This is a genomic window from Pseudazoarcus sp. NS34 (genome assembly GCF_059703725.1).
Map to the genome: position 1 here is coordinate 596316 of NZ_BAAKIZ010000003.1, position 22897 is coordinate 619212.

Consider the following 22897-nt stretch of genomic DNA (forward strand, 5'->3'; position numbering starts at 1 on the left):
CCTTGGGGCGGCCCTGCGGCAAAAAACAAAGCGCACCACGCGATCATCGCGTGGTGCGTCTCATCAAAACGGCGCGTCCCGCTTGCGCGGTGCGCCCTGACGTCAGTGGATGTCTTTCCAGTAGTTCTTCTTCAGCACATAAGCCAGCGCGGTGAAGCCCACCAGGAAGATCAGCACATAAACGCCGATGCTCTTGCGCTTCTCGGCCACCGGCTCGCCCATCCAGACCAGGAACGAGACGAGATCGGCAACCGCCTTATCGTATTCGTCCGGGCTCATCAGGCCGGGCTTGGTGATCGACAGTTTCACTTCCTTGCCGTGCTCACCCTGGCTGACGACGGCAGCCTGCTCGCCCTGCAGTCTCCAAAGCGCGTGCGGCATGCCGACGTTTTCGAAGATCACGTTGTTCCAGCCGGTCGGACGATTCTCGTCGCGGTAGAACTGGCGCAGATAGGTGTACAGCCAGTCGGCACCGGAACCGTCACCCGAGTTGCGCTGACGCGCGATCAGCGACAGGTCGGGCGGCGTGGCGCCAAACCACTCCTTGGACTCCTTCGGACGCATGGCGACGGTCATCAGGTCACCGACGCGCTCGCCGGTGAACATCAGGTTGTCGCGAATCTCGTCTTCGGACAGGCCGATTTCGGTGAGCTTGTTGTAGCGCACGAAACTGGCGGAGTGACAGTTCAGACAGTAATTGACGAACAGCTTCGCACCATTCTGCAGCGCAGCCGGATCCATGCTGACCGGAGCACGGTCAAGATTGACCGACGCCGCGGCGCCGAATGCCAGCGCCGGAGCGAAGAGCGCCGCCGCTGCGAGCCGCTTGAGAGTCTTGATCATGCGGATAGTCATTTGAAGGTCACCCTTTCCGGTTCCGGTTTGCACTTGTCGATCTTGGTGTACCACGGCATCAGCAGGAAGAACGCGAAGTAGATCACCGAGCAGATCTGCGCAGCCAGCGTACGGCCCGGCGTCGGGGCGAGCACGCCGAGATAGCCGAGGATGAAGAACGAAACGATGAACACGAAGAGCGCCGCCTTGAAGATCGGGCCACGATAGCGGATCGACTTGGCGGGGCTGCGGTCGAGCCACGGCAGGAAGAACAGGATCACCACCGCAGCGCCCATTGCCACCACGCCCCAGAACTTCGCGTCGAGACCGAACAGCGGGAAGGTGACCGCGCGCAGTACCGAGTAGTACGGCGTGAAGTACCACACCGGCGCGATATGCGGCGGCGTCTTCAGCGGATCGGACGGGATGAAGTTGTTGTACTCGAGGAAGTAACCACCGCCTTCGGGATAGAAGAACAGCACCGCCGAGAAGAAGAACAGGAACACGCCCACACCCACCAGATCCTTGACGGAGTAGTACGGGTGGAACGGAATGCCGTCGAGCGGAATGCCGTTGGCGTCCTTCTTCTTCTTGATCTCGATACCGTCGGGGTTGTTCGAGCCGACTTCGTGCAGCGCGATGATGTGCGCGGCAACCAGACCGATCAGCACCAGCGGCACGGCGATGACGTGCAGCGCGAAGAAGCGGTTGAGCGTGGCGTCGCCGATGACGAAGTCACCACGGATCACTTCCGACAGATCCGGGCCGATGACCGGAATGGCAGAGAACAGGTTGATGATGACCTGCGCGCCCCAGAACGACATCTGGCCCCATGGCAGCAGGTAGCCCATGAAGGCTTCCGCCATCAGGCACAGGAAGATCAGCACGCCGAAGACCCACAGCAGCTCGCGCGGCTTGCGGTACGAACCGTAGAGCATGGCGCGGAACATGTGCAGGTACACGACCACGAAGAACGCCGAAGCGCCGGTCGAGTGCATGTAGCGGATCAGCCAGCCACCCGGCACTTCACGCATGATGTATTCCACGCTGGCGAAGGCCACGGGAATGCCTGCTGCGTTGAGCGAGGCGTCGGGCTTGTAGTGCATGACCAGGAAAATGCCGGTCACGATCTGGATCACCAGCACGAGCAGCGCAAGCGACCCGAAGAAGTACCAGAAGTTGAAGTTTTTCGGCGCGTAGTACTCAGAGAGGTGCGCCTTGTAGTTCGACGTGAGCGGGAAGCGCTCGTCGATCCAGTTCAGCAGAGCCTGGGATTTGGTCGTCATCGCTTAGGCCTTGTCTTCACCCACGAGAATCGTGGTGTCGGAGAGATACATGTGCGGGGGCACTTCGAGGTTGTCCGGAGCCGGCATGCTGCTATAGACGCGGCCGGCCAGATCGAACAGCGAACCATGGCAGGGGCACAGGAAGCCGCCCGGCCAATCAGCGCTCATGCCGCCATCGGCGCCCGGCTTGAACTTGCCGGAGGGCGAACAGCCGAGGTGAGTACAGATACCGACGGTCACCAGGAACTCTTCCTTGATGGAGCGGTACTTGTTCTGCGCGTACGGCGGCTGCTGCGGCTTCTCCGATGCGGGATCGCTCACCTTTTCATCGGATTGCTCGATCGAAGCAAGCATCTCGGGCGTACGGCGCAGGATCCACACCGGCTTGCCGCGCCATTCAACGGTCATCATCTCACCCGGAGAGAGTGCACTGATATCTGCTTCGACCGGCGCACCGGCTGCTTTGGCTCGATCCGAGGGCGTCAGGCTCGCGACGAATGGCACGGCAACAGCAACCGCGCCGGCGCCGCCGACCACCGACGTCGCAACCAGCAGGTTGCGGCGACTACTGTCCATCTCTTGTTCCACGCTCATGGCCTCTTCCTGAAGGAATACAGAATTCCGGTTCAAAAAACTTGCGCATTATAGGGGATAAAGGCAGGTCAGAAAAACCCCGCAACGACAGACGGATGCGAATTACAGCGCACGTCGGTCAAGCAGCGCCTGGGCCACCGTACCTGCATCGACATGTTCGAGCTCGCCGCCGACCGGAACCCCGCGCGACAAGCGCGAGACGCGCACCCCGCGCGCCGCGAGCAGACCGGAAACCATGTGCGCCGTGGCTTCGCCCTCGTTGGTGAAGTTGGTCGCAAGAATCACCTCCTGCACCGCTCCATCCGTCGCACGCGCGATCAGGCGCTCCAGACCGAGCTCACGCGGGCCGATCCCGTCAAGCGGCGACAAGCGCCCCATCAACACGTAGTACAGCCCCTTGTAGGCATGGGTCTGATCGATCACAGCCAGATCAGCCGGCATCTCGACCACGCACAACAGACTGTGGTCGTGCTGCGGATCCGCGCAGCGCCGACAGATCGTGTCTTCGGTAAAGCTGTTGCACATCTCGCAATGGCGCAGCACCGCCAGCGCGTTGTGCAAGGCACCGGCGAGCTTTGCCGCGCCACGCTGGTCGCGCTGCAACAGGTGGTACGCCATGCGCTGGGCGGATTTCGGCCCCACGCCTGGCAGGCAGCGCAGGGCTTCGATCAGGGCATCGAGACTGGATGGGGACATGGGGTACAGGTAGGTCGCGTTGAGCCGAAGGCGAAATGCGACAGCGGCGCGTGTTTCATAGCCGGATGTCGCAATTCGCTACGCTCATCGCGACCTGCGGCGACGTATCAGAACGGCAGCTTCATGCCCGGCGGCAGACTCATCCCGGCGGTGACGCCAGCCATCTTTTCCTGGGTAGTGGATTCGACGCGGCGCACGGCGTCGTTGACCGCTGCAGCCAGCAGGTCTTCGAGCATCTCGCGGTCATCCATCACCGAGTCGTCGATGGACACGCGGCGCACGTCGTACTTGCAGGTCATCTGAACCTTGACCATTCCCGCACCGGACTGGCCCTCGACCTCGATGGAGGCCAGCTGGTCCTGCATCTTTTTCATGTTTTCCTGCATCTGCTGGGCCTGCTTCATCAGCCCGGCGATTCCGCCCTTCATCATTTCTTCGCACTCCAGGTTGTTTACAGCGGCTTGACCGACTCTTCGACAAAACGTGCGTCGAAACGCTCGATCACCTCGCACACGAAAGGATCACTCTCCAGCGCTTCCACCGCAGCGGCATGCTTTGCGCGCCGCTCGGCCTCGTGGCGCTGCGCGGGCGTCTCGTTCTCGATGGCGCCGATCTCGATGCGCGCGCGCAACGTCCGCCCGGCCCGCTCGGACAGCAGCTCCGACAGGCGTGCCGTAGCGCCGACATTCATTTCCAGCAAATGGTGGTGCGTGTTGGCCAGACGCAGCGTCAAGGTGTCGTCGACAAAGCCGGCCCACTCGCAATGCAGGCACAGCTCGCGCAGCATGCCGCTGGGGCCGAGGGCACGCTGCAGCGCATGCCAGTCGGCCGCCGCCAGCGCGGCCGATACCTCGCCGGCTGAATCGGCCGCCACCGGGGGCTGCACGAGCGCGGCCGCGGGCGCCTGATCAAACATCTCCTGAGCCGACACGGGGTAATCGTCCGGCATGGCAGACGGCACGTCCTCCCAGGGCGGCGGCTCGGCAACCTGAGGTGCCGGCGCGGGCCGTGTCTGCGGCGCGGGCGCCGATTCGACACGACGCGCCTGCGGTGCCGGAGCCGGAGCGGGCATAGCTGCCGCAGGCTTCGCGGCTGGCGCGGGCGCTGCGGCGCGTGCCGGCAGCGCTTGCGCACGCCCCGCCCCGCCGCCCGCCGGAGCCGGGCCGCCCAGCGCCGAGGGTTGCTCGGGGCGGAAGGCATGCAGACGCAACAGTGTCATCGTGAAACCGGTGTACTCATCCGGCGCCAGCGCGAGTTCATCACGCCCGTGAATCGCGATCTGGTAGGCCAGCTGCAGATACTCGGCATCGAGCGCTATGGCATACGGCGCAATGCGGGCGCGTTCGGTGTCATCGGCAATCGCGCCCGGCGCGAATTGCGACAGCGCGATGCGCGACAGCAACGAGGCCAGCGACTGCAGCGCGGAATCAAAGGACAGGCTGCGCATTTCCATTGCGTCGGCCACCGCCAGCATGGCCTGTACGTCCGCAGCGATCAGCCCGTCGAGCACGCCATAGAGGTGATCGTCACCGACCGTGCCGAGCATGCGCGAGACGCCTTCTTCCTCGACCTTGCCGGCGCCATGAGAGATGGCCTGATCCAGCAGTGACAGCGCGTCGCGCATCGAACCACCGGCGGCCCGCGCGATGTGCGACAGCGCCGGGCGCTCGAACTCTACGGTTTCCTCGCCGAGGATCTGCGAGAGGTGGTCGACGATGGCGCCCTGCGACATCTGCTTGAGGTTGAACTGCAGGCAGCGGCTCAGCACCGTGACCGGAATCTTCTGCGGATCGGTCGTGGCCAGGATGAACTTGACGTGCTCGGGCGGCTCTTCGAGCGTCTTGAGCATGGCGTTGAAGGCATGCCCGGTGAGCATGTGCACTTCGTCGATCATGTAGACCTTGTAGCGCCCCTGCACCGGCGCATACACGGCGCGATCGAGCAGCGCCGCCATGTCATCGACGCCGCGGTTCGAGGCGGCGTCCATCTCGACGTAGTCCGGAAAGCGGTCGGCATCAATGGCCAGACAGGCGCCGCATTTGCCGCAGGGCTCGGCTGTCATGCCGGTTTCGCAGTTGAGCGCCTTGGCGAGAATGCGGCTGATGGTGGTCTTGCCCACCCCGCGCGTGCCGGTAAACAGCCAGGCATGGTGCAGGCGGCCGGTCTCCAGCGCGTGCGAGAGCGCACGCACGACGTGATCCTGCCCCACCAGGGTGGCGAAGGAACGGGGGCGCCATTTGCGCGCGAGGACCTGATAGCTCATGGCCGGGGATTCTAGCAGGGGGCGAATCCGAGGTCGGGGAAACCGCTGGATCGATAACGAAAATCAATTGAACTCATACCGACGATCCATTGGCGCTATTAATACACGAAGCCTAATCTTCATTTGCTCGTAGCGATCCGCTGCGACCATGAGGGGGAAGAGAGTATGTTGCGGATGCATCAAGTCTTCGATTCGGCACTGGAAACTTTGTGCGCCGTACTCGCTGATTGCGCCGAAGCGGCCTGATCAGCACCGCCATTCCAAGAGCAAGACCAAGGAGGAGCAAATCATGAGCAAGTGCCCGGTAATGCACGGAGGCAACACCGCCAGTGAGAGTTCGGTGACGCAATGGTGGCCGAAGACCCTGAACCTCGACATCCTGCATCAGCAGGACAGCAAGACCAATCCGCTCGGCGAGGGCTTTGACTACCGCAAGGAAGTCCAGAAACTCGACTACGCAGCGCTCAAGAAAGACCTCACCGCACTGATGACCGACAGCCAGCCGTGGTGGCCGGCCGACTGGGGTCACTACGGCGGCCTGATGATTCGCATGGCCTGGCACGCCGCCGGTTCCTACCGTCTGGCCGACGGCCGCGGTGGCGCCGGCACCGGCAACCAGCGCTTCGCCCCGCTCAACTCCTGGCCCGACAACGCCAACCTCGACAAGGCCCGCCGTCTGCTGTGGCCGATCAAGAAGAAATACGGCAACAAACTGTCGTGGGCTGACCTGATCATCCTCGCCGGCAACGTCGCGTATGAATCCATGGGTCTGAAGACCTTTGGCTTCGGCTTCGGCCGTGCGGATATCTGGCACCCCGAGAAAGATGTGTACTGGGGCGCGGAAAAGGAATGGCTGGCGCCGACCGACAACCCCAACAGCCGCTACTCCGGCCAGCGCGACCTGCAAAACCCGCTCGCCGCGGTGATGATGGGTCTGATCTACGTAAACCCGCAGGGTGTAGACGGCCACCCCGACCCGCTCAAGACCGCGCAAGACGTGCGCGAAACCTTCAAGCGCATGGCCATGGACGACGAGGAAACCGCCGCGCTGACGGTCGGTGGGCACACCGTCGGCAAGTGCCACGGCAACGGCGACGCAACGCTGCTCGGCCCTGAGCCGGAAGGCGCCGACGTCGACGAACAAGGTCTGGGCTGGAACAACAAGACCCGCCGCGGCATCGGTCACGACGCGGTGACCAGCGGCCTGGAAGGCGCCTGGACGACCAATCCGACGAAGTGGGACAACGGCTATCTGCGCCTGCTCTTCGGCTACGAGTGGGAGCTCAAGAAGAGCCCTGCTGGCGCCTGGCAGTGGGAGCCGATCAACATCAAGGAAGAAGACAAGCCGGTCGACTCCGAGGATCCGTCCATCCGCCACAACCCGATCATGACCGACGCAGACATGGCCATGAAGATGGACCCGGCGTACCGCAAGATCTGCGAGCGCTTCTACAAGGACCCGGACTACCTGTCCGAGACCTTTGCCCGCGCCTGGTTCAAGCTGACCCACCGCGACATGGGCCCGAAAGTGCGCTACATCGGCCCCGAAGTGCCGGCCGAAGACCTGATCTGGCAAGACCCGGTGCCCGTCGGCCGCAAGGATTACGACGTTGATGCCCTCAAGGCCAAGATCTCTGCCAGCGGCCTGTCGGTCAGCGAACTGGTCAGCACCGCCTGGGACAGCGCCCGCACCTTCCGCGGATCGGACATGCGCGGTGGCGCCAACGGTGCGCGCATCCGTCTCGCCCCGCAGAAGGACTGGGAAGGCAACGAGCCGCAACGTCTGGCCAAGGTCTTGAAGGTACTCGAAGGCATTGCGGCCGGCGCCGGCGCCAGCGTGGCCGATGTCATCGTGCTGGCCGGCAATGTTGGTCTGGAGCAAGCCATGAGAGCGGCCGGCTTCGCCGTCACCGTGCCGTTTGCGCCGGGCCGGGGCGACGCCAGTCAGGAACAGACCGACGCCGAATCCTTCGAGGCGCTGGAGCCCTTGCACGACGGCTTCCGCAACTGGGTGAAGCAGGACGACTACATCCCCACTCCGGAGGAAATGCTGCTCGACCGCGCTCAGTTGATGGGCCTCACCGCCCACGAGATGACGGCACTGATCGGCGGCATGCGCGTACTCGGCACCAACCACGGCGGCGGCAAGCACGGCGTGTTCACCGACCGGGTGGGCGCATTGACGACCGATTTCTTCGTCAATCTGACCGACATGGCCTACACGTGGAAGCCGGCCAGCAAAACCCACTATGAGATCTGCGACCGCAAGACGGGCGCAGTGAAGTGGACCGCCACGCGCGTCGATCTGGTGTTCGGCTCCAACGCCATCCTGCGTGCCTACGCCGAGGTGTACGCGCAGGACGACAACAAGGAGAAGTTCGTGCATGACTTCGTTGCTGCCTGGACGAAGGTCATGAACGCCGATCGCTTCGACCTCGCCTGAGCCCTCGGGCTCTGGAACAGGCTTCAGGGCCTGCTCTTATTGAGTGCCGTCCGGCGCAACCAATAAGAGCAGGCCCTGAAGCCGTTCACAGCGCCGCTCGCGGCATTATGGAAATGCGCAACACATTGAAAGACATGTTGTTTACCCGATCAGACAGGCTAAGTTAGAGTACGTCCGGATTTTCCGGTGCCCGCCGCGCCACGCGACGGGCATGCATGCTCCGGCCCGCCGTGGCCTCAATCCTTGTTCAGGGAAGAGGAAGACGATGGAACAGGCAAGCTCCGCAACCGAAACCTCCCGGCGCCTCCCCGCCCAACACGGCGGTCACTCGCGCGTACCCCCGCATCTTCCGGCGGCCCCAAGGCGCAAGGGCCGAGCCGCACTCGAGGCAGTGGCCGAACTGTTGGCCGAAGCCGACGTGCGCGTCAATGGCGACCGCCCCTGGGACCTGCGCTTCCATCACTCCGAAACCGCCGAACGCATCCTCGCGCGCGGCAGCCTCGGGCTGGGCGAGGCCTACATGGAAGGCTGGTGGGATTGCGATCGGCTCGACGAATTCTTCACACGCGTACTCACCGCTCGTCTCGACGAGAAGGTCGGCAACATGACCATGATGGTGCAGGGGCTGCGCGCCCGGCTGTTCAACCTGCAGACCATGCGTCGCGCCTGGCAGGTCGGCCACGAGCACTACGACATCGGCAACGATCTGTTCGAAACCATGCTCGACGAACACATGGCCTACACCTGCGGCTACTGGGCCGAAGCCGACAACCTGCCCGACGCACAGACCGCCAAGCTCGACCTGATCTGCCGCAAGCTGGGCTTGCGACCCGGCATGACCATGCTCGACATCGGTTGCGGCTGGGGCAGCCTGATGCGCTATGCCGCACGCGAGTATGGCGCGCACTGCAGCGGCGTCACGGTCTCGAAGGAGCAGGCCGAGTACGGCGCCGCACGCTGTGACGGCTTGCCCGTCGAATTTCTACTCAAGGACTACCGCGAAATCGATGGCACGTTCGACCGCATCGCCTCGGTCGGCATGTTCGAACACGTCGGCCGCAAGAACCAACGCACCTATTTCGAGGTGGCGCACCGCGTGCTCGCCGACGACGGTCTGTTCGTGCTGCACACCATCGGCAAGAATCGTCGCGGCGTACCGACCGACCCATGGATCGACCGCTACATCTTCCCGAATGGCGAGCTGCCCTCGCTCGGAGAGATCGCCGACGCCGCCGAGCCCTTCTTCGTGATCGAGGACGTGCACAACTTCGGCGCCGACTACGACCGCACGCTGATGGCCTGGCATGCCAACTTCGAGGCCGCCTGGCCGCAGTTCGCCGACAAGTACGGCGAACGCTTCTACCGCATGTGGCGCTACTACCTGCTGGCGTGCGCCGGCACCTTCCGTGCGCGCACTACGCAACTGTGGCAGATCGTGCTGTCGCCGTCGGGCGTACCCGGGAGCTATCGCTGCCCGCGTTGAAATTCGATTTGCCTATCGGATTCTTTCTTACGTTCAATTGGAACTATTGACGACCTCTGGCGATACTTGAAACGTCCCCTACGTTTTCAAGGAGCTCGCCATGGTCGCCAAAGTCGCCCGCCTGCACTTCCAGCACGCCGGCCTGCCCGGCTTCCTGCGCGCGCTCGGCGGTTGGGCCATCGCCCTGACCGGCCTGTCGCTGCTGCTGTTGCAGATCGCGCACAGCCCACCCGCGCTGCCGGACGGCCTGCGCGGCGCGCTCGCCGGCGGCACCATGGCCGCAGCCGCAACGGCGCTGGGGGCCGTCCCCGTCCTCGTGATGCGCCGCATCTCCAGCAGCGTGCAAGGCGCCATGCTCGGCTTTGGCGCGGGGGTAATGCTGGCCGCCAGCGTGTTCTCGCTGCTGCTGCCAGCGTTCGACACGGCCATCGCCCGAGGCGCCAGCGACACCGACGCGGGCTTGCTGGTGGCCGCCGGCCTGACCGTAGGCGCGGCGCTGCTGTTGCTGATGGATCGCGCGCTGCCGCACACCCACCAGCCGGGGCGCGAGCGCAGCATCGGCGCAGTGTGGCTGTTCGTGTTTGCGATTGCCGTACACAACGTGCCGGAGGGGCTGGCCATCGGGGTGGCGGCAGGCGAGGCCGGCACCGGCAACGCCGTAGCTACCGGCATCTCGTTGCAGAACGTGCCGGAAGGCCTGATCGTGGCCATCGCGCTGGCGACCGCCGGCTACACCCGCAAGCTGGCTTTTGGCGTGGCGGCGCTGTCGGGGCTGGTGGAGCCGGTGGCGGCGCTGGTCGGTTCGGCGGCCGTTACGCTTTCCGCGGCGCTATTGCCTTGGGGCTTGGCCGCCGCTGCCGGCGCGATGTTGTTCGTGGTCAGCCACGAAATCATTCCGGAGTCGCATCGCCGCGGCTACGAGACGCTGGCGACAGCCGGTCTGATGCTCGGCTTCGTGACCATGATGTTGCTCGACACCATGATCTGAACGCTTCAAAGCAAACGGGCGTCGCATTGCGCGACGCCCGTTTCATGATCAGGGTGGCGAGCCTGACCCCCGGCACTTGCAGGTTGCAGCTGTGGCTGCTGCCTTCCGGCCCTGACCAGGTTCACCGCTCTGCAATGCGGGGAGACCCGCCACGGGGCGCATTGTATCAGGTTCGACCCGCTCGCCTCAGAGCAACCATTCGATCGGCAGGATCGACAACACGCGAATGCCGAAGCGCTGCAGCGGTCCGGTGCCGGGCTCGAAGTCGTAACGGCGCACGCTGTCCGGGTTGCGCTCGAGCCAGTACACACGCCCGTCTTCGGACAGCCTCACCTCATAGGCGTTGAGCGGAATGGTGCTTTCGAAGGCGTCCGCTACTTCGGCTGCGAGCGCTGGGCTCTCGATCACGAAGCCCAGCTCGGTATTCAGATTCATCGAGCGCGGATCAAAGTTGAACGAGCCGACGAAGACCCGCTGCCCGTCGATGGCGAAAGTCTTGGCGTGCAGGCTCGACCCCGAGCTGCCGAAAGGCCCGACGCGCAGGTTGAGTTGCGGCCCCGCCGCCGGGTTGCGCAGTTCGTACAGCAGCACGCCGGCCTGCAGCAAGGCCTTGCGCCGTTTGACGTAGCCGGCGTGCACCACGACAACGTCGGTGGACTCCAGCGCATTGGTAAGCACACGCACACGAATGCCCTGGCGCACCAGCGCGGCAAAGGCCTCGACCCCCGCAGCAGTCGGCACGAAGTACGGCGACACCAGATCAACCGAGCGCGTCGGCCGACCCAGGATGGCCATCAGCTGAGGCATCAGATGCCCTTCGCGCCCGGCCTTGGCAAGCGCCTTGGCCGGGTCATCGCTGACCATGTGGGTCAGCGCCCACTCGAACGCCAGCTCGCCCGCCAGCAGCGACCGCAGGAAGCCCGAGCGGCGCACCGACCGCAGGTACTTGGTTGCCGCATCGGCGCTTTCCGCAACGGCCCCTGCGGCTTGCAGCTGCTGCAGCGCATCCGGCTCGGGTTCAGGCAGGATCATTTCGGCCGGGTAAGCCGAAGCGCTGGCCCAGTAGCGATCGAAGTCACGCGACGTCTCGTCAACCACCGGACCGATCGCCAGTACATCCAGATCCGCGAAGATCAGGCCGCTGGTCACACCGAAGTATTCGTCGCCGATGTTGCGCCCGCCGACGATGGTGACTTGGTTGTCGGCAGTGAAGGATTTGTTGTGCATGCGCCGGTTGAGCCGACGAAAATCCGTCACGAAACCGAAGTACTTTGGCTGGCGTACAAGAAACGGGTTGAACAGACGCACCTCAACCTTCGGGTGCGTGTTGAATGCGGACATTTCCTCATCCACCGCGGCCGTGCCATGGTCGTCGAGCAGCATGCGCACCCGCACACCGCGGTCTGCAGCGTCGTGCAGCGCCTTGAGCATCAGCGTTCCGGTGATGTCCTTGCGCCAGATGTAATACTGCACGTCGAGGGTGCGTTCGGCGCTGCGCGCCAGCCATACTCGTGCAGCAAAGGCATGGTGGGCGTCGGCCAATGGATGAATGCCGCTCTTGTCGTCGCGCGTGGGCAAGATGCGCTCGACGGCCTGGCCGAGCGTGGTGACGCGCGTCTCCGCCGGGTCGAGGGCGTGGCTGACACTACGCCCTTCCAGCGCAGGCAGCGCGCAACCGGACACGGCCAACAGCACGCAGACAAACCAGACGACGAGACGCCCGGATACGCCAGTTCGCTGCAATCGCGTCACATCGTCCTCCACCGGCCGCAGGCGCGACTGCGCATGTGGCCCGTCACCCCGCGCCCAGATGGGCAAGCGTCAGAAACACTCTGGCATTATCCCCGATCGCGGGGGGAATACCTTACGGCTGTGCCGGCCGCTGCGGTTGCGCGTGTCGGAACTTGATGATTGGATGTACGCAATGCGCGGATCGCGTGATCGCACAAACACCCGAACATGAATGCATAGATCAGAGACTCCCCATGCCCTCTCCCCTTGTCGCCTCGCACGATGAGCCACGTCGCAGCTGACGCGCCCGGCGCGTGCGAAGTGCTGTCGTCGGGCGACGGCACCACGCTGCGCGTAAGCGGCGCGTGGACGCTGCCGCACTACCGTGCGCTGAACACCCGCGTCGCGTCCGTGCGCGAGCGCGCAGCCGGCATCCCGGCGGTCGACGCGTCCGGTCTCACCGCCCTCGACACCGCTGGCGCCAGCCTGCTGTGCGCGCTGCTCGAACCCGCACAACTGGAAGCGGCACTGGCTGTGTTGCCGGCGGAACGTCAGGCCTTGCTGCGCACCGTGCGCGATGCGCGCGAGCGCACAGAACCCGAGGCCCTGGAGCCCTCGCGCTACACGCCGGCCGATATGCTGGCCCACATCGGCCGCACGACCCTCGCGTTCCGCGACCACATGATCGGCATCTGCGGTCTGCTCGGGCTGACGCTGGAGACCTTCGCCCGCACGCTGTTCAAGCCTGGCCGCTGGCGCGTCACGGCCTTCCTCGTGCATCTCGAGCGCACCGGGTTGGACGCCGTACCCATCGTCGCACTGCTCACCTTCCTGGTCGGCGCGGTGGTGGCCTTTCTGGGCGCGACGGTGCTCGCAAACTTCGGCGCCAGCGTGTACACCATTGATCTTGTGGCGTATTCCTTCCTGCGCGAGTTCGGCGTGCTGCTCGCCGCCATTCTCGTGGCCGGTCGCACCGCCAGTGCCTTTGCAGCACAAATCGGCTCGATGCGTGCCAACGAAGAAGTCGACGCCATCCGCGTGATCGGCCTGTCGCCCGTGGAACTGCTGGTTCTGCCGCGTGCGCTGGCGCTGCTGGTGGCGCTGCCGATCCTCGCCATGGTGGCCATGGCCTCGGGCCTGATCGGCGGCATGCTGGTATGCGCGGTCAAGCTCGACCTGAGTCCGGCCATGTTCCTCACCACGGTCGAGAACAACATCGGCCTGCGTCACTTCCTGATCGGGCTGGCGAAGGCGCCGGTGTTCGCCTTCCTGATCGCGCTGATCGGCTGCCACGAAGGTTTCAAGGCGGCCGGCAGCGCACAGTCGGTGGGCGAACACACCACCTCTGCCGTGGTGCAATCGTTGTTCGCGGTGATCGTGGTCGACGCCATCGCTGCGCTGTTCTGCATGGAGATGGGCTGGTGAGCGCGCTCGAAAACGTCATCGAGGTGCGCGGCCTCGACAACCGATTCGGCCCGCAGGTGGTGCACGAAGGGCTGGATCTGGACGTGCGCCGCGGCGAAATCCTCGGCGTGGTCGGCGGTTCGGGCACCGGCAAATCGGTGCTGCTGCGGACCATCGTCGGCCTCAACCGGCCGGCGGCCGGCCACATTCATGTGCTCGGCGCAGACCTCACCATGCTGACGCCGACGCAGCGCAGCCGCGTCGAACAGCGCTTTGGCGTGCTGTTCCAGCAGGGCGCGCTGTTTTCGTCGCTGACGGTGGCCGAGAACGTGATCCTGCCGCTGGTCGAACATGCCGGCCTGTCGCGTGCCGAGGCGGCTCAGCTCGCCCAACTCAAGATCGCCCTCACCGGCCTGCCAGCGGACGCCGGAGCAAAGTACCCGTCGGATCTCTCTGGCGGCATGGTCAAGCGCGCCGCGCTCGCGCGTGCCCTGGCGCTCGACCCCGATATCCTGTTTCTCGACGAGCCCACCGCCGGCCTCGACCCGGTCGGTGCCGCAGCCTTCGACCGCCTGATCCGCACGCTGCGCGACGCGCTGGGTCTGACCGTATTTCTCGTCACGCACGATCTGGACACGCTGTACGCCATCACCGACCGCGTTGCGGTGCTGTCGCAACGTCGCGTACTCATCAATGCGGACCTGGCCACTGTCGCCGCCACCGACGACGCCTGGATCCGCGACTACTTCCTTGGGCCGCGCGGTCGCGCGGCCACCGCATCCTTTACGGAGGGCTCCTGAATGGAAACCCGCGCCCATCACATCCTGATCGGTCTGTTCACCGTGCTCGGCATTGGCGCCGCGCTGCTGTTCGTGCTGTGGCTCGGCAACAGCGGTGCTGACCGGCAGAACGCGCAGTACGACATCGTCTTCCAGGAAGCCGTCACCGGCCTGTCACGCGGCAGCTCCGTGGAATTCAACGGTATTCGCGTGGGCGATGTCGCCAGCCTGCGGCTCGACCCCGCCGACCCGCGTCGCGTGCTGGCACGCGTCAGCGTCGAGCGCGACGCGCCGGTGCGCAGCGACACGCGCGCGCTGCTGGTGCCGGTCGGCATCACGGGCCTGTCGTTCATCCGCCTGAGCAGTGGCGACGACCCGGACAGCCCGCTGCTGCTGCCCGACGGCGACGAGGTTCCGGTGATCGTCGCCCAGCCCTCGCCGATGAGCCGGCTGATGGCGGATGGCGAAGACGTGATGACCAACGTCAACCAGGTGCTGATTCGCGTCACCGAACTGTTCTCGGAGGAGAACGTCGCGCGGCTCGACGCCACGCTGCACAACCTGCAGGAGGTCACCGGCGTGCTGGCCGAGCGGCGCGACGACTTGTCCGCCGCCATCGACGCCACGAGTAACCTGTTGCAGACCACCGACGAACTGGTCGACGTGGAATTGCGCGGCGCGTTGGCCGACGCGCGCAAATCGATGGCCGCGCTGGAACGTACCGTGGGCTCGATCGAGTCGGTGGTTACCGACAACCGCGGCAACCTCGACACCGGCTTGCGCGGCCTGGCCGATGTCGGCCCCGCGATGTCCGAACTGCGCGGCACGATGGCCTCGCTGCGCGCCATCACGCGCGAACTCGAAGAGAACCCGCGCGACTATCTGCTCGGTCGCCAGCCCACCCGGGAGTTCAATCCATGAATAAACACCTTGCCCTTGCGGCGCTGAGCGCCGCCCTGCTCTCCGCCTGCTCGATCCTGCCCGAGAGCCGTCCGGTCGATATCTATCGCCTGCCCAGCGCGCTGAACATCACCGCGCAGCCGCGCCACGATATCGGCGCCGTGCGCGTGCTGCGTCCAACCAGCGGCAACCAGATCGCGGGCCGACGCATCGTTGTTGTGCCGGACGATCTGCGCGTCAGCGTGTATGCCGACTCTGCGTGGGCCGATACCGTGCCGGAGATGGTGCGCGAACGTCTGGCCGACGCGCTGCGCGCCGCCGGCCGCTTCGACACCGTCAGCACCGACGAACACAGCCTGCGTGCCGAATTCGAGGTCGATACCGACCTGCGCGCCTTCCACAGCGAATACCGCAGCGGCGCACCGGACGCCGTGGTGCGCATCGACGCCCATCTGGTGCACGCCGGCTCGCGCAGCGCGATGGCCAGCCGCAGCTTTGAATCACGCGTGCGCGCCGACGGAGAACAATTGCCCGCGGTGGTCAACGCGCTGGGCAAGGCCTCCGACGAAGTGGCCAAGGCGCTGGCGGCCTGGGCGGCCGAAACCGCCGCCGCATCCCCCCGCGCGGAGCGGCGCCGCTGACCCACCCGACCCGCACTGGTGCGCAGCCTCCTGGTTGCGCACCAGTGCGGTGCATATCCTCTCCACCGCCCGCCGTCACAGCGTTGATTCCCGCGCCACAGCCACACCGCCACCTTGGCACAGCGCTTGCTTTTACCAGTGACAGGAAGGTCCGCCCGGCACAGTCGCCGCGGACTTCATCGAATCACGAGTCACTCCAGGCGGGCCGACCAAAGACGGCCGACCCGCCGATCCGCTGAGGCGGGTCGCGGATCAGCGCCGATCCCTGACGACATCGACCCATTTTTCCGGCACTGGCCGGATGGATTGTTGCGAGAGGGAATCATGCGCAAACAGAAACTGGTAATGGTCGGCAACGGCATGGCCGGGGTGAAGACCCTGGAAGAGCTGCTCAAGTACGCGCCCGACCAATACGAAATCACCGTCTTCGGCGCCGAACCGCACGGCAATTACAACCGCATCCTGCTCTCGCCGGTACTCGCCGGCGAGATGGGCCTGCCCGACATCATGCTCAACGACCTGGCCTGGTATGCCGACAACGGCATCACCCTGCACACCGGTCGCAAGATCGTCGAGGTCGACCGCGTACGCCGCATCGTGCGCGCCGACGACGGCACCGAGGCGCACTACGACCGCCTGCTGCTGGCCACCGGCTCCAAGCCCTTCATCCTGCCGGTGCCGGGCGCCGAGTTGCCGGGCGTCATCGCCTACCGTGACATCGCCGACACCGAAGCCATGATCAGCGCCGCCAGCACGCATCGCCACGCCGCTGTCATCGGCGCCGGCCTGCTCGGGCTGGAAGCCGCCAACGGTCTCGCGCTGCGCGGCATGGACGTGACCGTGGTGCACCTGGCCGAGTGGATCATGGAACGCCAGCTCGACAAGCCGGCCGCCGACCTGCTGCAGGCCTCACTCGAAGCCAAGGGCCTGAAGTTCGAACTCGGCGCGCAGACCGCCGCGCTCGAAGCCGGCCCCGACGGCCGCGTCGAAGCCCTCAAGCTGAAAGGCGGCAAGAGCTTGCCCGCCGATCTGGTGGTGATGGCCGCCGGCATCCGCCCCAACACCGAGCTGGCCGAAGCGGCCCGCCTGTACTGCAACCGCGGCATCGTCGTCGGCGACACCATGCAGACCGTGACCGACCCGCGCATCTACGCCATTGGCGAGTGCGTGAGCCACCGCGGCACCAGCTACGGCCTGGTCGCACCGCTGTTCGAGCAGGCCAAGGTCTGTGCCAACCACCTCGCCGGCTTCGGCATCGGCCGCTACGAAGGCTCGGTGACCTCCACCAAGCTCAAGGTCACCGGCGTCGATGTGTTCTCGGCCGGCGATTTCACCGGCGGCGAGGGCTTCGACGAGATCGTGCTGCACGACCGTGCAGGCGGCGTGTACAAGAAGATCGTGCTCAAGGACGACAAGCTCGCCGGCGCCGTGATGGTTGGCGACACCGCCGACGGCGCCTGGTATTTCCAGCTGCTGCGCGAGGGCAAGAACATTGCCGAAATGCGCGATCACCTGATGTTCGGCCAGAGTTTCTCGCAGTCGCACCTGGGCGACGCCGGCCACCAGGGCCAGAACCTGGCCGCCAGCATGGCCGACACCGCCGAGGTCTGCGGCTGCAACGGCGTGTGCAAGGGCACCATCGTCAAGGCCATCAAGGAAAAGGGCTTGTTCACCCTCGACGAGGTGCGCAAGCACACCAAGGCTTCGAGCTCCTGCGGCTCCTGCACGGGTCTGGTCGAGCAGTTGCTGGCCTCGACCGTGGGCGGCGCCTTCCAGGCCACCGACAAGCACTCCAAGCCGATCTGTGCCTGCACCGACCACAACCACGGCGAAGTGCGTCAGGCCATCCGCGAGCACAAGTTCCTGTCCATTCCCGAGGTCATGAAGGCCCTCGAATGGAAGACGCCGAACGGCTGCGCGACCTGCCGCCCGGCGCTGAACTACTACCTGATCTCGAGCTGGCCGCACGAGGCGCAGGACGATCCGCAGAGCCGCTTCGTCAACGAGCGCGCCCACGCCAACATCCAGAAGGACGGCACCTATTCGGTGGTGCCGCGCATGTGGGGCGGTGTCACCACGCCGGACGAGCTGCGCGCCATCGCCAACGTCGCCGAAAAATACGAGATTCCCACCGTCAAGGTCACCGGCGGTGCGCGTATCGACCTGCTCGGTGCCAAGAAGGCCGACCTGCCGCTGATCTGGCACGACCTGGGCGAAGCCGGCATGGTCTCCGGCCACGCCTACGGCAAGAGCCTGCGCACCGTGAAGACCTGCGTCGGCGCCGAACACTGCCGCTTCGGCACGCAGCGTTCGATGGACATGGGCATCAAGCTCGAGAAGATGCTGTTCGGCATGTGGTCGCCGCACAAGGTCAAGCTGGCGGTGTCGGGTTGCCCGCGCAACTGCGCCGAATCGGGCATCAAGGACGTCGGCGTGATCGGCGTGGATTCGGGCTACGAGCTGTACGTGGCCGGCAACGGCGGCATCAAGACCGAGGTCGCGCAGTTCCTGTGCAAGGTCTCGACCGACGAGGAAGTCATGGAGTACGGCGGTGCCTTCCTGCAGCTCTATCGCGAAGAGGGCTACTACCTCGAGCGCACCTGCCACTACGTCGAGCGCGTCGGCATGGAGCACGTCAAGAAGTTCGTGCTCGATGACGCCGAGAACCGCAAGGCGCTGTATGCGCAGCTGCTCTACACCCTGCGCGACGCGCCGGACCCGTGGGCCGAACAATCGTCGCAGCCGAAACTGCGCGAACAGTTCGAGCCGCTCGAAGCCTGACCCTCGGGGCGGGGCCTGGCCCCGCCCGCAGCAAACACCGCCACTGGAAAGATGATGAACATGCCTCTCCCGGAAACCGACCTCACCTGGCGCCGCGTCTGTGCGCTCACCGACATCCCGGCGCTCGGCGCACGCACGCTGGAAAACGCCGCGCACGGCACCATCGCGATTTTCCGCAACGCCGAGGACGAAGTCTTCGCGCTGCACGACAAGTGCCCGCACAAGGGCGGCCCGCTGTCGGCCGGCATCGTGCACGGGCGCAGCGTCACCTGCCCCTTGCACAACTGGAAGATCGGCTTCGACAACGGCCAGGCCCTTGAACCCGACGTCGGCTGCACCGCCCGCTTCGACGTGCGCGTCGAAGACGGCCAGGTCATGATCCGCCTCTGAGCGCCCTCCGCTTACCCTGACAGAGCCGGCCCGCCCGCGGGCATGGCCGGCCCTGTACGCACGCTGGAAACCACGATGGACCGCAAATCATTCCTGCAGGCTGGCCACACGCCCACCCTGATCGCCGCATTCCTGTACTTCGACCTCGCCTTCATGGTGTGGGTGCTGCTCGGCCCGCTGGCCGTCAGCATCTCCACCGACCTGGGCCTGACCCACTCGCAGAAGGGCCTGATGGTCGCCACCCCGGTGCTGGCCGGCGCGCTGCTGCGCTTCGTCATGGGCCTGCTGGTGGACCGCCTGTCGCCGAAGAAGGCCGCCATCATCGGCCAGGTCATCGTCATCGCTGCGCTGGCCTGCGCGTGGTTCTTCGGCATCCACAGCTACGAGCAGACGCTGATCCTCGGCATTTTCCTCGGCGTGGCCGGCGCGGCCTTCGCCTCGGCGCTGCCGCTGGCCTCGCGCTGGTACCCGCCGGAGCATCAGGGCACGGCCATGGGCATTGCCGGCGCCGGCAACTCCGGCACCGCCTTTGCCGCACTGCTCGCGCCGGGGCTGGCCATTGCCTATGGCTGGCAGAACGTGTTCGGGCTGGCGCTGATTCCGCTGGTGCTGGTGCTGGTGTTCTTCGTCTTCGTGGCCAAGGACGCGCCCGACGCGCCGCCGCCCAAATCGATCGCCGAATACCTCAAGGTGCTCAAGGATCGCGACGCCTGGTGGTTCATGTTCTTCTACTCGGTGACCTTCGGCGGCTTCGTCGGGCTGGCCTCGTCGCTGGTGATCTACTTCAACACCCAGTACGGGCTGGACGCCCGCACCGCCGGCTACTTCACCGCCGCCTGCGTGTTCGCCGGCTCGCTGGTGCGGCCGATCGGCGGCAATGTGGCCGACCGCGTCGGCGGCGTAAAATCGCTCTCCATGATGTACGTCATCGCCGCCCTCTTCCTCGCGCTGGTCAGCATCGGCCTGCCCTCGGCGTGGCTGGCACTGGCTGCCTTCGTCGTCGCCATGCTGGCACTCGGCATGGGCAACGGCGCGGTGTTCCAGCTCGTGCCGCAGCGCTTCCGCCGCGAAATCGGCGTAATGACGGGGCTCGTCGGCATGGCCGGCGGCATCGGCGGCTTCTACCTCGCCTCCAGCCTGGGTTACTCGCGCGAAATCACCGGCAGCTACCAGACCGGCTTCATGATCTTCGCGGCGCTGGCGGTGCTGGCCCTGATCGGTCTGACCGGCGTGAAGAATCGCTGGCGCACCACCTGGGGTTCGCCGAAGCTCACTTCCGCCAAGATCTGATGCCGACTTCCGCAGCGGTCCTCGTCGTCGAAGTCGGTCACGCCTCACTGCGTGGTCCGCGCGAGCGCAACGAGGACTTCTGCGGTGCGGCCACGCCCGAAGGCGCCGAACTCGACGCCAAGGGTGTGCTGGCCGCGGTGGCTGACGGCGTCGGCGGCCACGCCAACGGCCGCGAAGCCTCCGAATACACGGTGCGCGGCCTGCTCACCGACTACTACGCCACACCGGATACCTGGAGCGCCGCCAAAGGCCTGAACACGGTCATCGGCGCGCTCAACCGCTGGCTGTATTCGCATACCCAGAAAGCGCGCGAAACCGCCGGCATGGCCACCACGCTGTCGGCCATCGTGCTGCGCGGGCGGCGCTACACCATCGCCCACGTCGGCGACTCGCGCATCCTGCGCCTGCGCGCCGGCCAGCTCGAACGCCTCACCAGTGACCACGTGTGGGAACACCCCGAACTCAACAACGTGCTGTCGCGCGCCATCGGGCTCGACCAGCACGTGGCGGTCGACCTGTCCGACGGCGAGCTGGAAGAAGGTGATGTCTTCGCGCTGCTCAGCGATGGCGTGTGGGAACCGCTGGGCGAGGCGCGCATCCGCGACATGCTGGCGCGCGGCGAGTCACCCGAGAAGATGGCCCGTCTGCTCACCGATGCCGCCATTGGCGACGGCGGCCACGACAACGCCACCGCACTGGTGCTGCGCGTCGCACAACTGCCGGCCGACGGCCTGCTCGACGTCATCGCCCGATTGCAGGCGCGCCCGCTGCCGCCGGTGCTCAAACCCGGCCAGACGCTCGACGGTCTGACGGTAGAGGAAGTGATGCACGAGTCGCGAGCCACGCTGCTCTACCGCGTGCGCGATGCACTGGGTCAGGAGCGCGTGCTCAAAACCCTGCGCCCGGAAGCCGATGCCGCTGAATTCACTGCTGCGTTGGCGCACGAGGAATGGCTCGCCAGTCGCGTGCTCGACGGCCGCTTCCCGCAGGTCGTGCCGCACCCCGAGGCCGCCCACCTGTATTACCTGATGAGCTGGCACGAAGGCGCCAGCCTGAAAGCCCATCTGCGCGCCGGGCGACATTTCACCGCCGCCGAGGTGGCCGATCTGGGCATCGAGATTGCCAAAGGGTTGGCCACGCTGCACCGGCTGGCCATCGTCCATCGCGACATCAAGCCCGACAACCTGCATCTGGCCAGCGACGGCAAGCTGCGCATCGTCGATCTGGGGGTGGCTGCGTCCGACGGCCAGACCGAAACCCAGGCCTTCGGAGAAATCAACAACCCCGGCACGCCGAGCTACATGGCGCCGGAGCTGTATGCCGGAGAAAGTGCCGGTGTGCAGAGCGACCTCTACGCCGCCGGTGTCTCGCTGTACGAACTGCTTACCCGCCACTATCCCTACGGCGAGATCGAGCCCTTCCAGAAACCGCGCTTCGGCGACCCCGTGCCGCCGACGCGCTATCGCCCGGACATTCCGCAGTGGCTCGAATCGGTCATCCTCAAGGCGGTCGCCCGCGATCGCAGCGACCGCTTCGAAACCGCTGAGGAATTTCTCCACACACTGGAAATGGGCGCCCATCGGCCACTCGCCGTGCCGCGCAGCAGCCCGCTGATGAAGCGCGACCCGACGCTGGGCATCCGGCTGTTTGCGGTGCTCTCGGCTGTGGCCAACGTACTGCTGCTGTATTTGCTGTTCGCGCGCTGAGCTCGACGGGTCAGCCCAGCAGCGGCAACACCTTCTCGCGGAAGCGGCTGGCGGCCGTGCTCCCAACCGACTGCACCAGCATGGTGGACAGCTTGTCGACTTCGGCCACCAGTGCGTCGCGGCTGGAGATCTTGTCGATGCGCATGGCGATGTAGTCGGCCTCCGGGCCGAGGAAGTCGATGAGCATGCGCGTGATGACTTGTTTGGCTTCGCCCAGATTGGGGGCACCCGGGGTGGCAGCGGCAGCGGCAGCGGCGGGAGTCGTGGCAGGTGCGGCGGCTGGTACGGCAACCTCGCGCGCCGAGATGAAGCCACCCTCGAGCAGGCTTTCCAGATAGCCGCCGGCTTCGTCAGGGGTCGGGTGATTGAGCAGCAGCTCGCCCACCGACCTGCGCCCATCAACCATGATCAGCATGGTTCGCATGCGCGACGGGATACGTCGCACACGTGTATCGATCTCTTCGTGGCCGAGATCGGTCTTGGCATAAACGGTTGTCGAATCCATTAGATGTCCCCCTCCGCGCCGTCATGTGTTCTTGTTTTTTGCATATGTTGCGCCTGACTGCGTGCTCGAACAATACGCAGTAACCCGGCAGGCGGCCATACACCCACTTTGCAGAGCGTGACGGCGTCGGCCGCGGACGGCGATCCGGTGCTGGATGCTGCGGCGCACCAAGTGCGTGCCTTT

Annotated in this window: 19 protein-coding genes and 1 other RNA gene; 11 read left to right on the forward strand and 9 right to left on the reverse strand. The window is 65.6% G+C overall.

From position 1 onward, the window contains the following. Positions 1-102 precede the first annotated feature (102 nt). The 6 genes from AC6H0N_RS12900 to dnaX all read right to left on the reverse strand — a co-directional run bounded on the left by AC6H0N_RS12900 (position 103) and on the right by dnaX (position 5673). Positions 103-855, reverse strand: a complete 753-nt coding sequence (locus AC6H0N_RS12900) for a cytochrome c1 (RefSeq protein ID WP_497574517.1) — start codon at positions 853-855, stop codon at positions 103-105. Next, positions 852-2120, reverse strand: coding sequence for a cytochrome b (locus AC6H0N_RS12905; RefSeq protein ID WP_497574518.1), 1269 nt, complete (start codon positions 2118-2120; stop codon positions 852-854). Before AC6H0N_RS12905 ends, AC6H0N_RS12900 begins: the two co-directional genes overlap by 4 nt. Positions 2121-2123: 3 nt before the next feature. Beyond that, positions 2124-2714, reverse strand: coding sequence for a ubiquinol-cytochrome c reductase iron-sulfur subunit (gene petA / locus AC6H0N_RS12910; RefSeq protein ID WP_497574519.1), 591 nt, complete (start codon positions 2712-2714; stop codon positions 2124-2126). 102 nt (positions 2715-2816) lie between these two features. After that, a complete protein-coding gene (gene recR / locus AC6H0N_RS12915; RefSeq protein WP_497574520.1) occupies positions 2817-3410 on the reverse strand; it encodes a recombination mediator RecR in 594 nt (197 codons plus the stop codon). Positions 3411-3517: 107 nt separating this feature from the next. Further along, positions 3518-3841: a YbaB/EbfC family nucleoid-associated protein gene (locus tag AC6H0N_RS12920; RefSeq protein ID WP_497574521.1), complete on the reverse strand. Its 324-nt coding sequence runs from the start codon at positions 3839-3841 to the stop codon at positions 3518-3520. 20 nt (positions 3842-3861) lie between these two features. Then, positions 3862-5673 (reverse strand): DNA polymerase III subunit gamma/tau, encoded by a 1812-nt coding sequence (gene dnaX / locus AC6H0N_RS12925; RefSeq protein ID WP_497574522.1) that lies wholly within the window; start codon positions 5671-5673, stop codon positions 3862-3864. Positions 5674-5962: 289 nt separating this feature from the next. Between dnaX and katG the strand changes: the two genes are divergently transcribed. The 3 genes from katG to AC6H0N_RS12940 all read left to right on the forward strand — a co-directional run bounded on the left by katG (position 5963) and on the right by AC6H0N_RS12940 (position 10587). Then, complete coding sequence (gene katG / locus AC6H0N_RS12930; protein ID WP_497574523.1) at positions 5963-8116, forward strand: catalase/peroxidase HPI; 2154 nt, start codon at positions 5963-5965, stop codon at positions 8114-8116. A gap of 391 nt (positions 8117-8507) precedes the next feature. After that, positions 8508-9599, forward strand: a complete 1092-nt coding sequence (cfa, locus tag AC6H0N_RS12935) for a cyclopropane fatty acyl phospholipid synthase (protein ID WP_497574524.1) — start codon at positions 8508-8510, stop codon at positions 9597-9599. 100 nt (positions 9600-9699) lie between these two features. Continuing rightward, entirely contained in the window at positions 9700-10587 is an 888-nt protein-coding gene (locus AC6H0N_RS12940; RefSeq protein WP_497574525.1) for a ZIP family metal transporter, read from the forward strand. 52 nt (positions 10588-10639) lie between these two features. Here the strand turns inward: AC6H0N_RS12940 and ffs are convergent. Both ffs and AC6H0N_RS12950 read right to left on the reverse strand, forming a co-directional pair. Continuing rightward, positions 10640-10738, reverse strand: an RNA gene (ffs, locus tag AC6H0N_RS12945) — signal recognition particle sRNA small type. A gap of 35 nt (positions 10739-10773) precedes the next feature. Continuing rightward, a complete protein-coding gene (locus AC6H0N_RS12950; protein WP_497574526.1) occupies positions 10774-12339 on the reverse strand; it encodes a phospholipase D family protein in 1566 nt (521 codons plus the stop codon). A 261-nt stretch (positions 12340-12600) separates the two neighbouring features. Here AC6H0N_RS12950 and AC6H0N_RS12955 point away from each other — a divergent pair, with 261 nt between their 5' ends. From AC6H0N_RS12955 to AC6H0N_RS12990, 8 genes are all read left to right on the forward strand, one after another. Further along, positions 12601-13743 (forward strand): ABC transporter permease, encoded by a 1143-nt coding sequence (locus AC6H0N_RS12955; RefSeq protein ID WP_497574527.1) that lies wholly within the window; start codon positions 12601-12603, stop codon positions 13741-13743. Next, positions 13740-14522, forward strand: coding sequence for an ABC transporter ATP-binding protein (locus tag AC6H0N_RS12960; protein ID WP_497574528.1), 783 nt, complete (start codon positions 13740-13742; stop codon positions 14520-14522). The genes AC6H0N_RS12955 and AC6H0N_RS12960 overlap by 4 nt, the downstream gene beginning before the upstream one ends. Continuing rightward, positions 14523-15422, forward strand: a complete 900-nt coding sequence (locus tag AC6H0N_RS12965; protein WP_497574529.1) for an MlaD family protein — start codon at positions 14523-14525, stop codon at positions 15420-15422. Next, complete coding sequence (locus AC6H0N_RS12970; RefSeq protein ID WP_497574530.1) at positions 15419-16042, forward strand: ABC-type transport auxiliary lipoprotein family protein; 624 nt, start codon at positions 15419-15421, stop codon at positions 16040-16042. The genes AC6H0N_RS12965 and AC6H0N_RS12970 overlap by 4 nt, the downstream gene beginning before the upstream one ends. A 324-nt stretch (positions 16043-16366) precedes the next feature. Next, positions 16367-18823 (forward strand): nitrite reductase large subunit NirB, encoded by a 2457-nt coding sequence (gene nirB / locus AC6H0N_RS12975; RefSeq protein WP_497574531.1) that lies wholly within the window; start codon positions 16367-16369, stop codon positions 18821-18823. 54 nt (positions 18824-18877) lie between these two features. Further along, positions 18878-19213: a nitrite reductase small subunit NirD gene (gene nirD, locus AC6H0N_RS12980; protein ID WP_497574532.1), complete on the forward strand. Its 336-nt coding sequence runs from the start codon at positions 18878-18880 to the stop codon at positions 19211-19213. Positions 19214-19288: 75 nt separating this feature from the next. Beyond that, the gene (locus tag AC6H0N_RS12985) at positions 19289-20503 is read left to right on the forward strand and encodes a nitrate/nitrite transporter (RefSeq protein WP_497574533.1); all 1215 of its coding nucleotides are present in this window, start codon (positions 19289-19291) and stop codon (positions 20501-20503) included. Next, positions 20503-22209 carry a bifunctional protein-serine/threonine kinase/phosphatase gene (locus AC6H0N_RS12990; protein ID WP_497574534.1) on the forward strand — a complete coding sequence of 569 codons (1707 nt, stop codon included), beginning with the start codon at positions 20503-20505 and terminating at the stop codon, positions 22207-22209. The genes AC6H0N_RS12985 and AC6H0N_RS12990 overlap by 1 nt, the downstream gene beginning before the upstream one ends. A gap of 10 nt (positions 22210-22219) precedes the next feature. Here the strand turns inward: AC6H0N_RS12990 and AC6H0N_RS12995 are convergent, their stop codons facing one another. Continuing rightward, positions 22220-22714: a hypothetical protein gene (locus AC6H0N_RS12995; RefSeq protein ID WP_497574535.1), complete on the reverse strand. Its 495-nt coding sequence runs from the start codon at positions 22712-22714 to the stop codon at positions 22220-22222. Positions 22715-22897 lie beyond the last annotated feature (183 nt).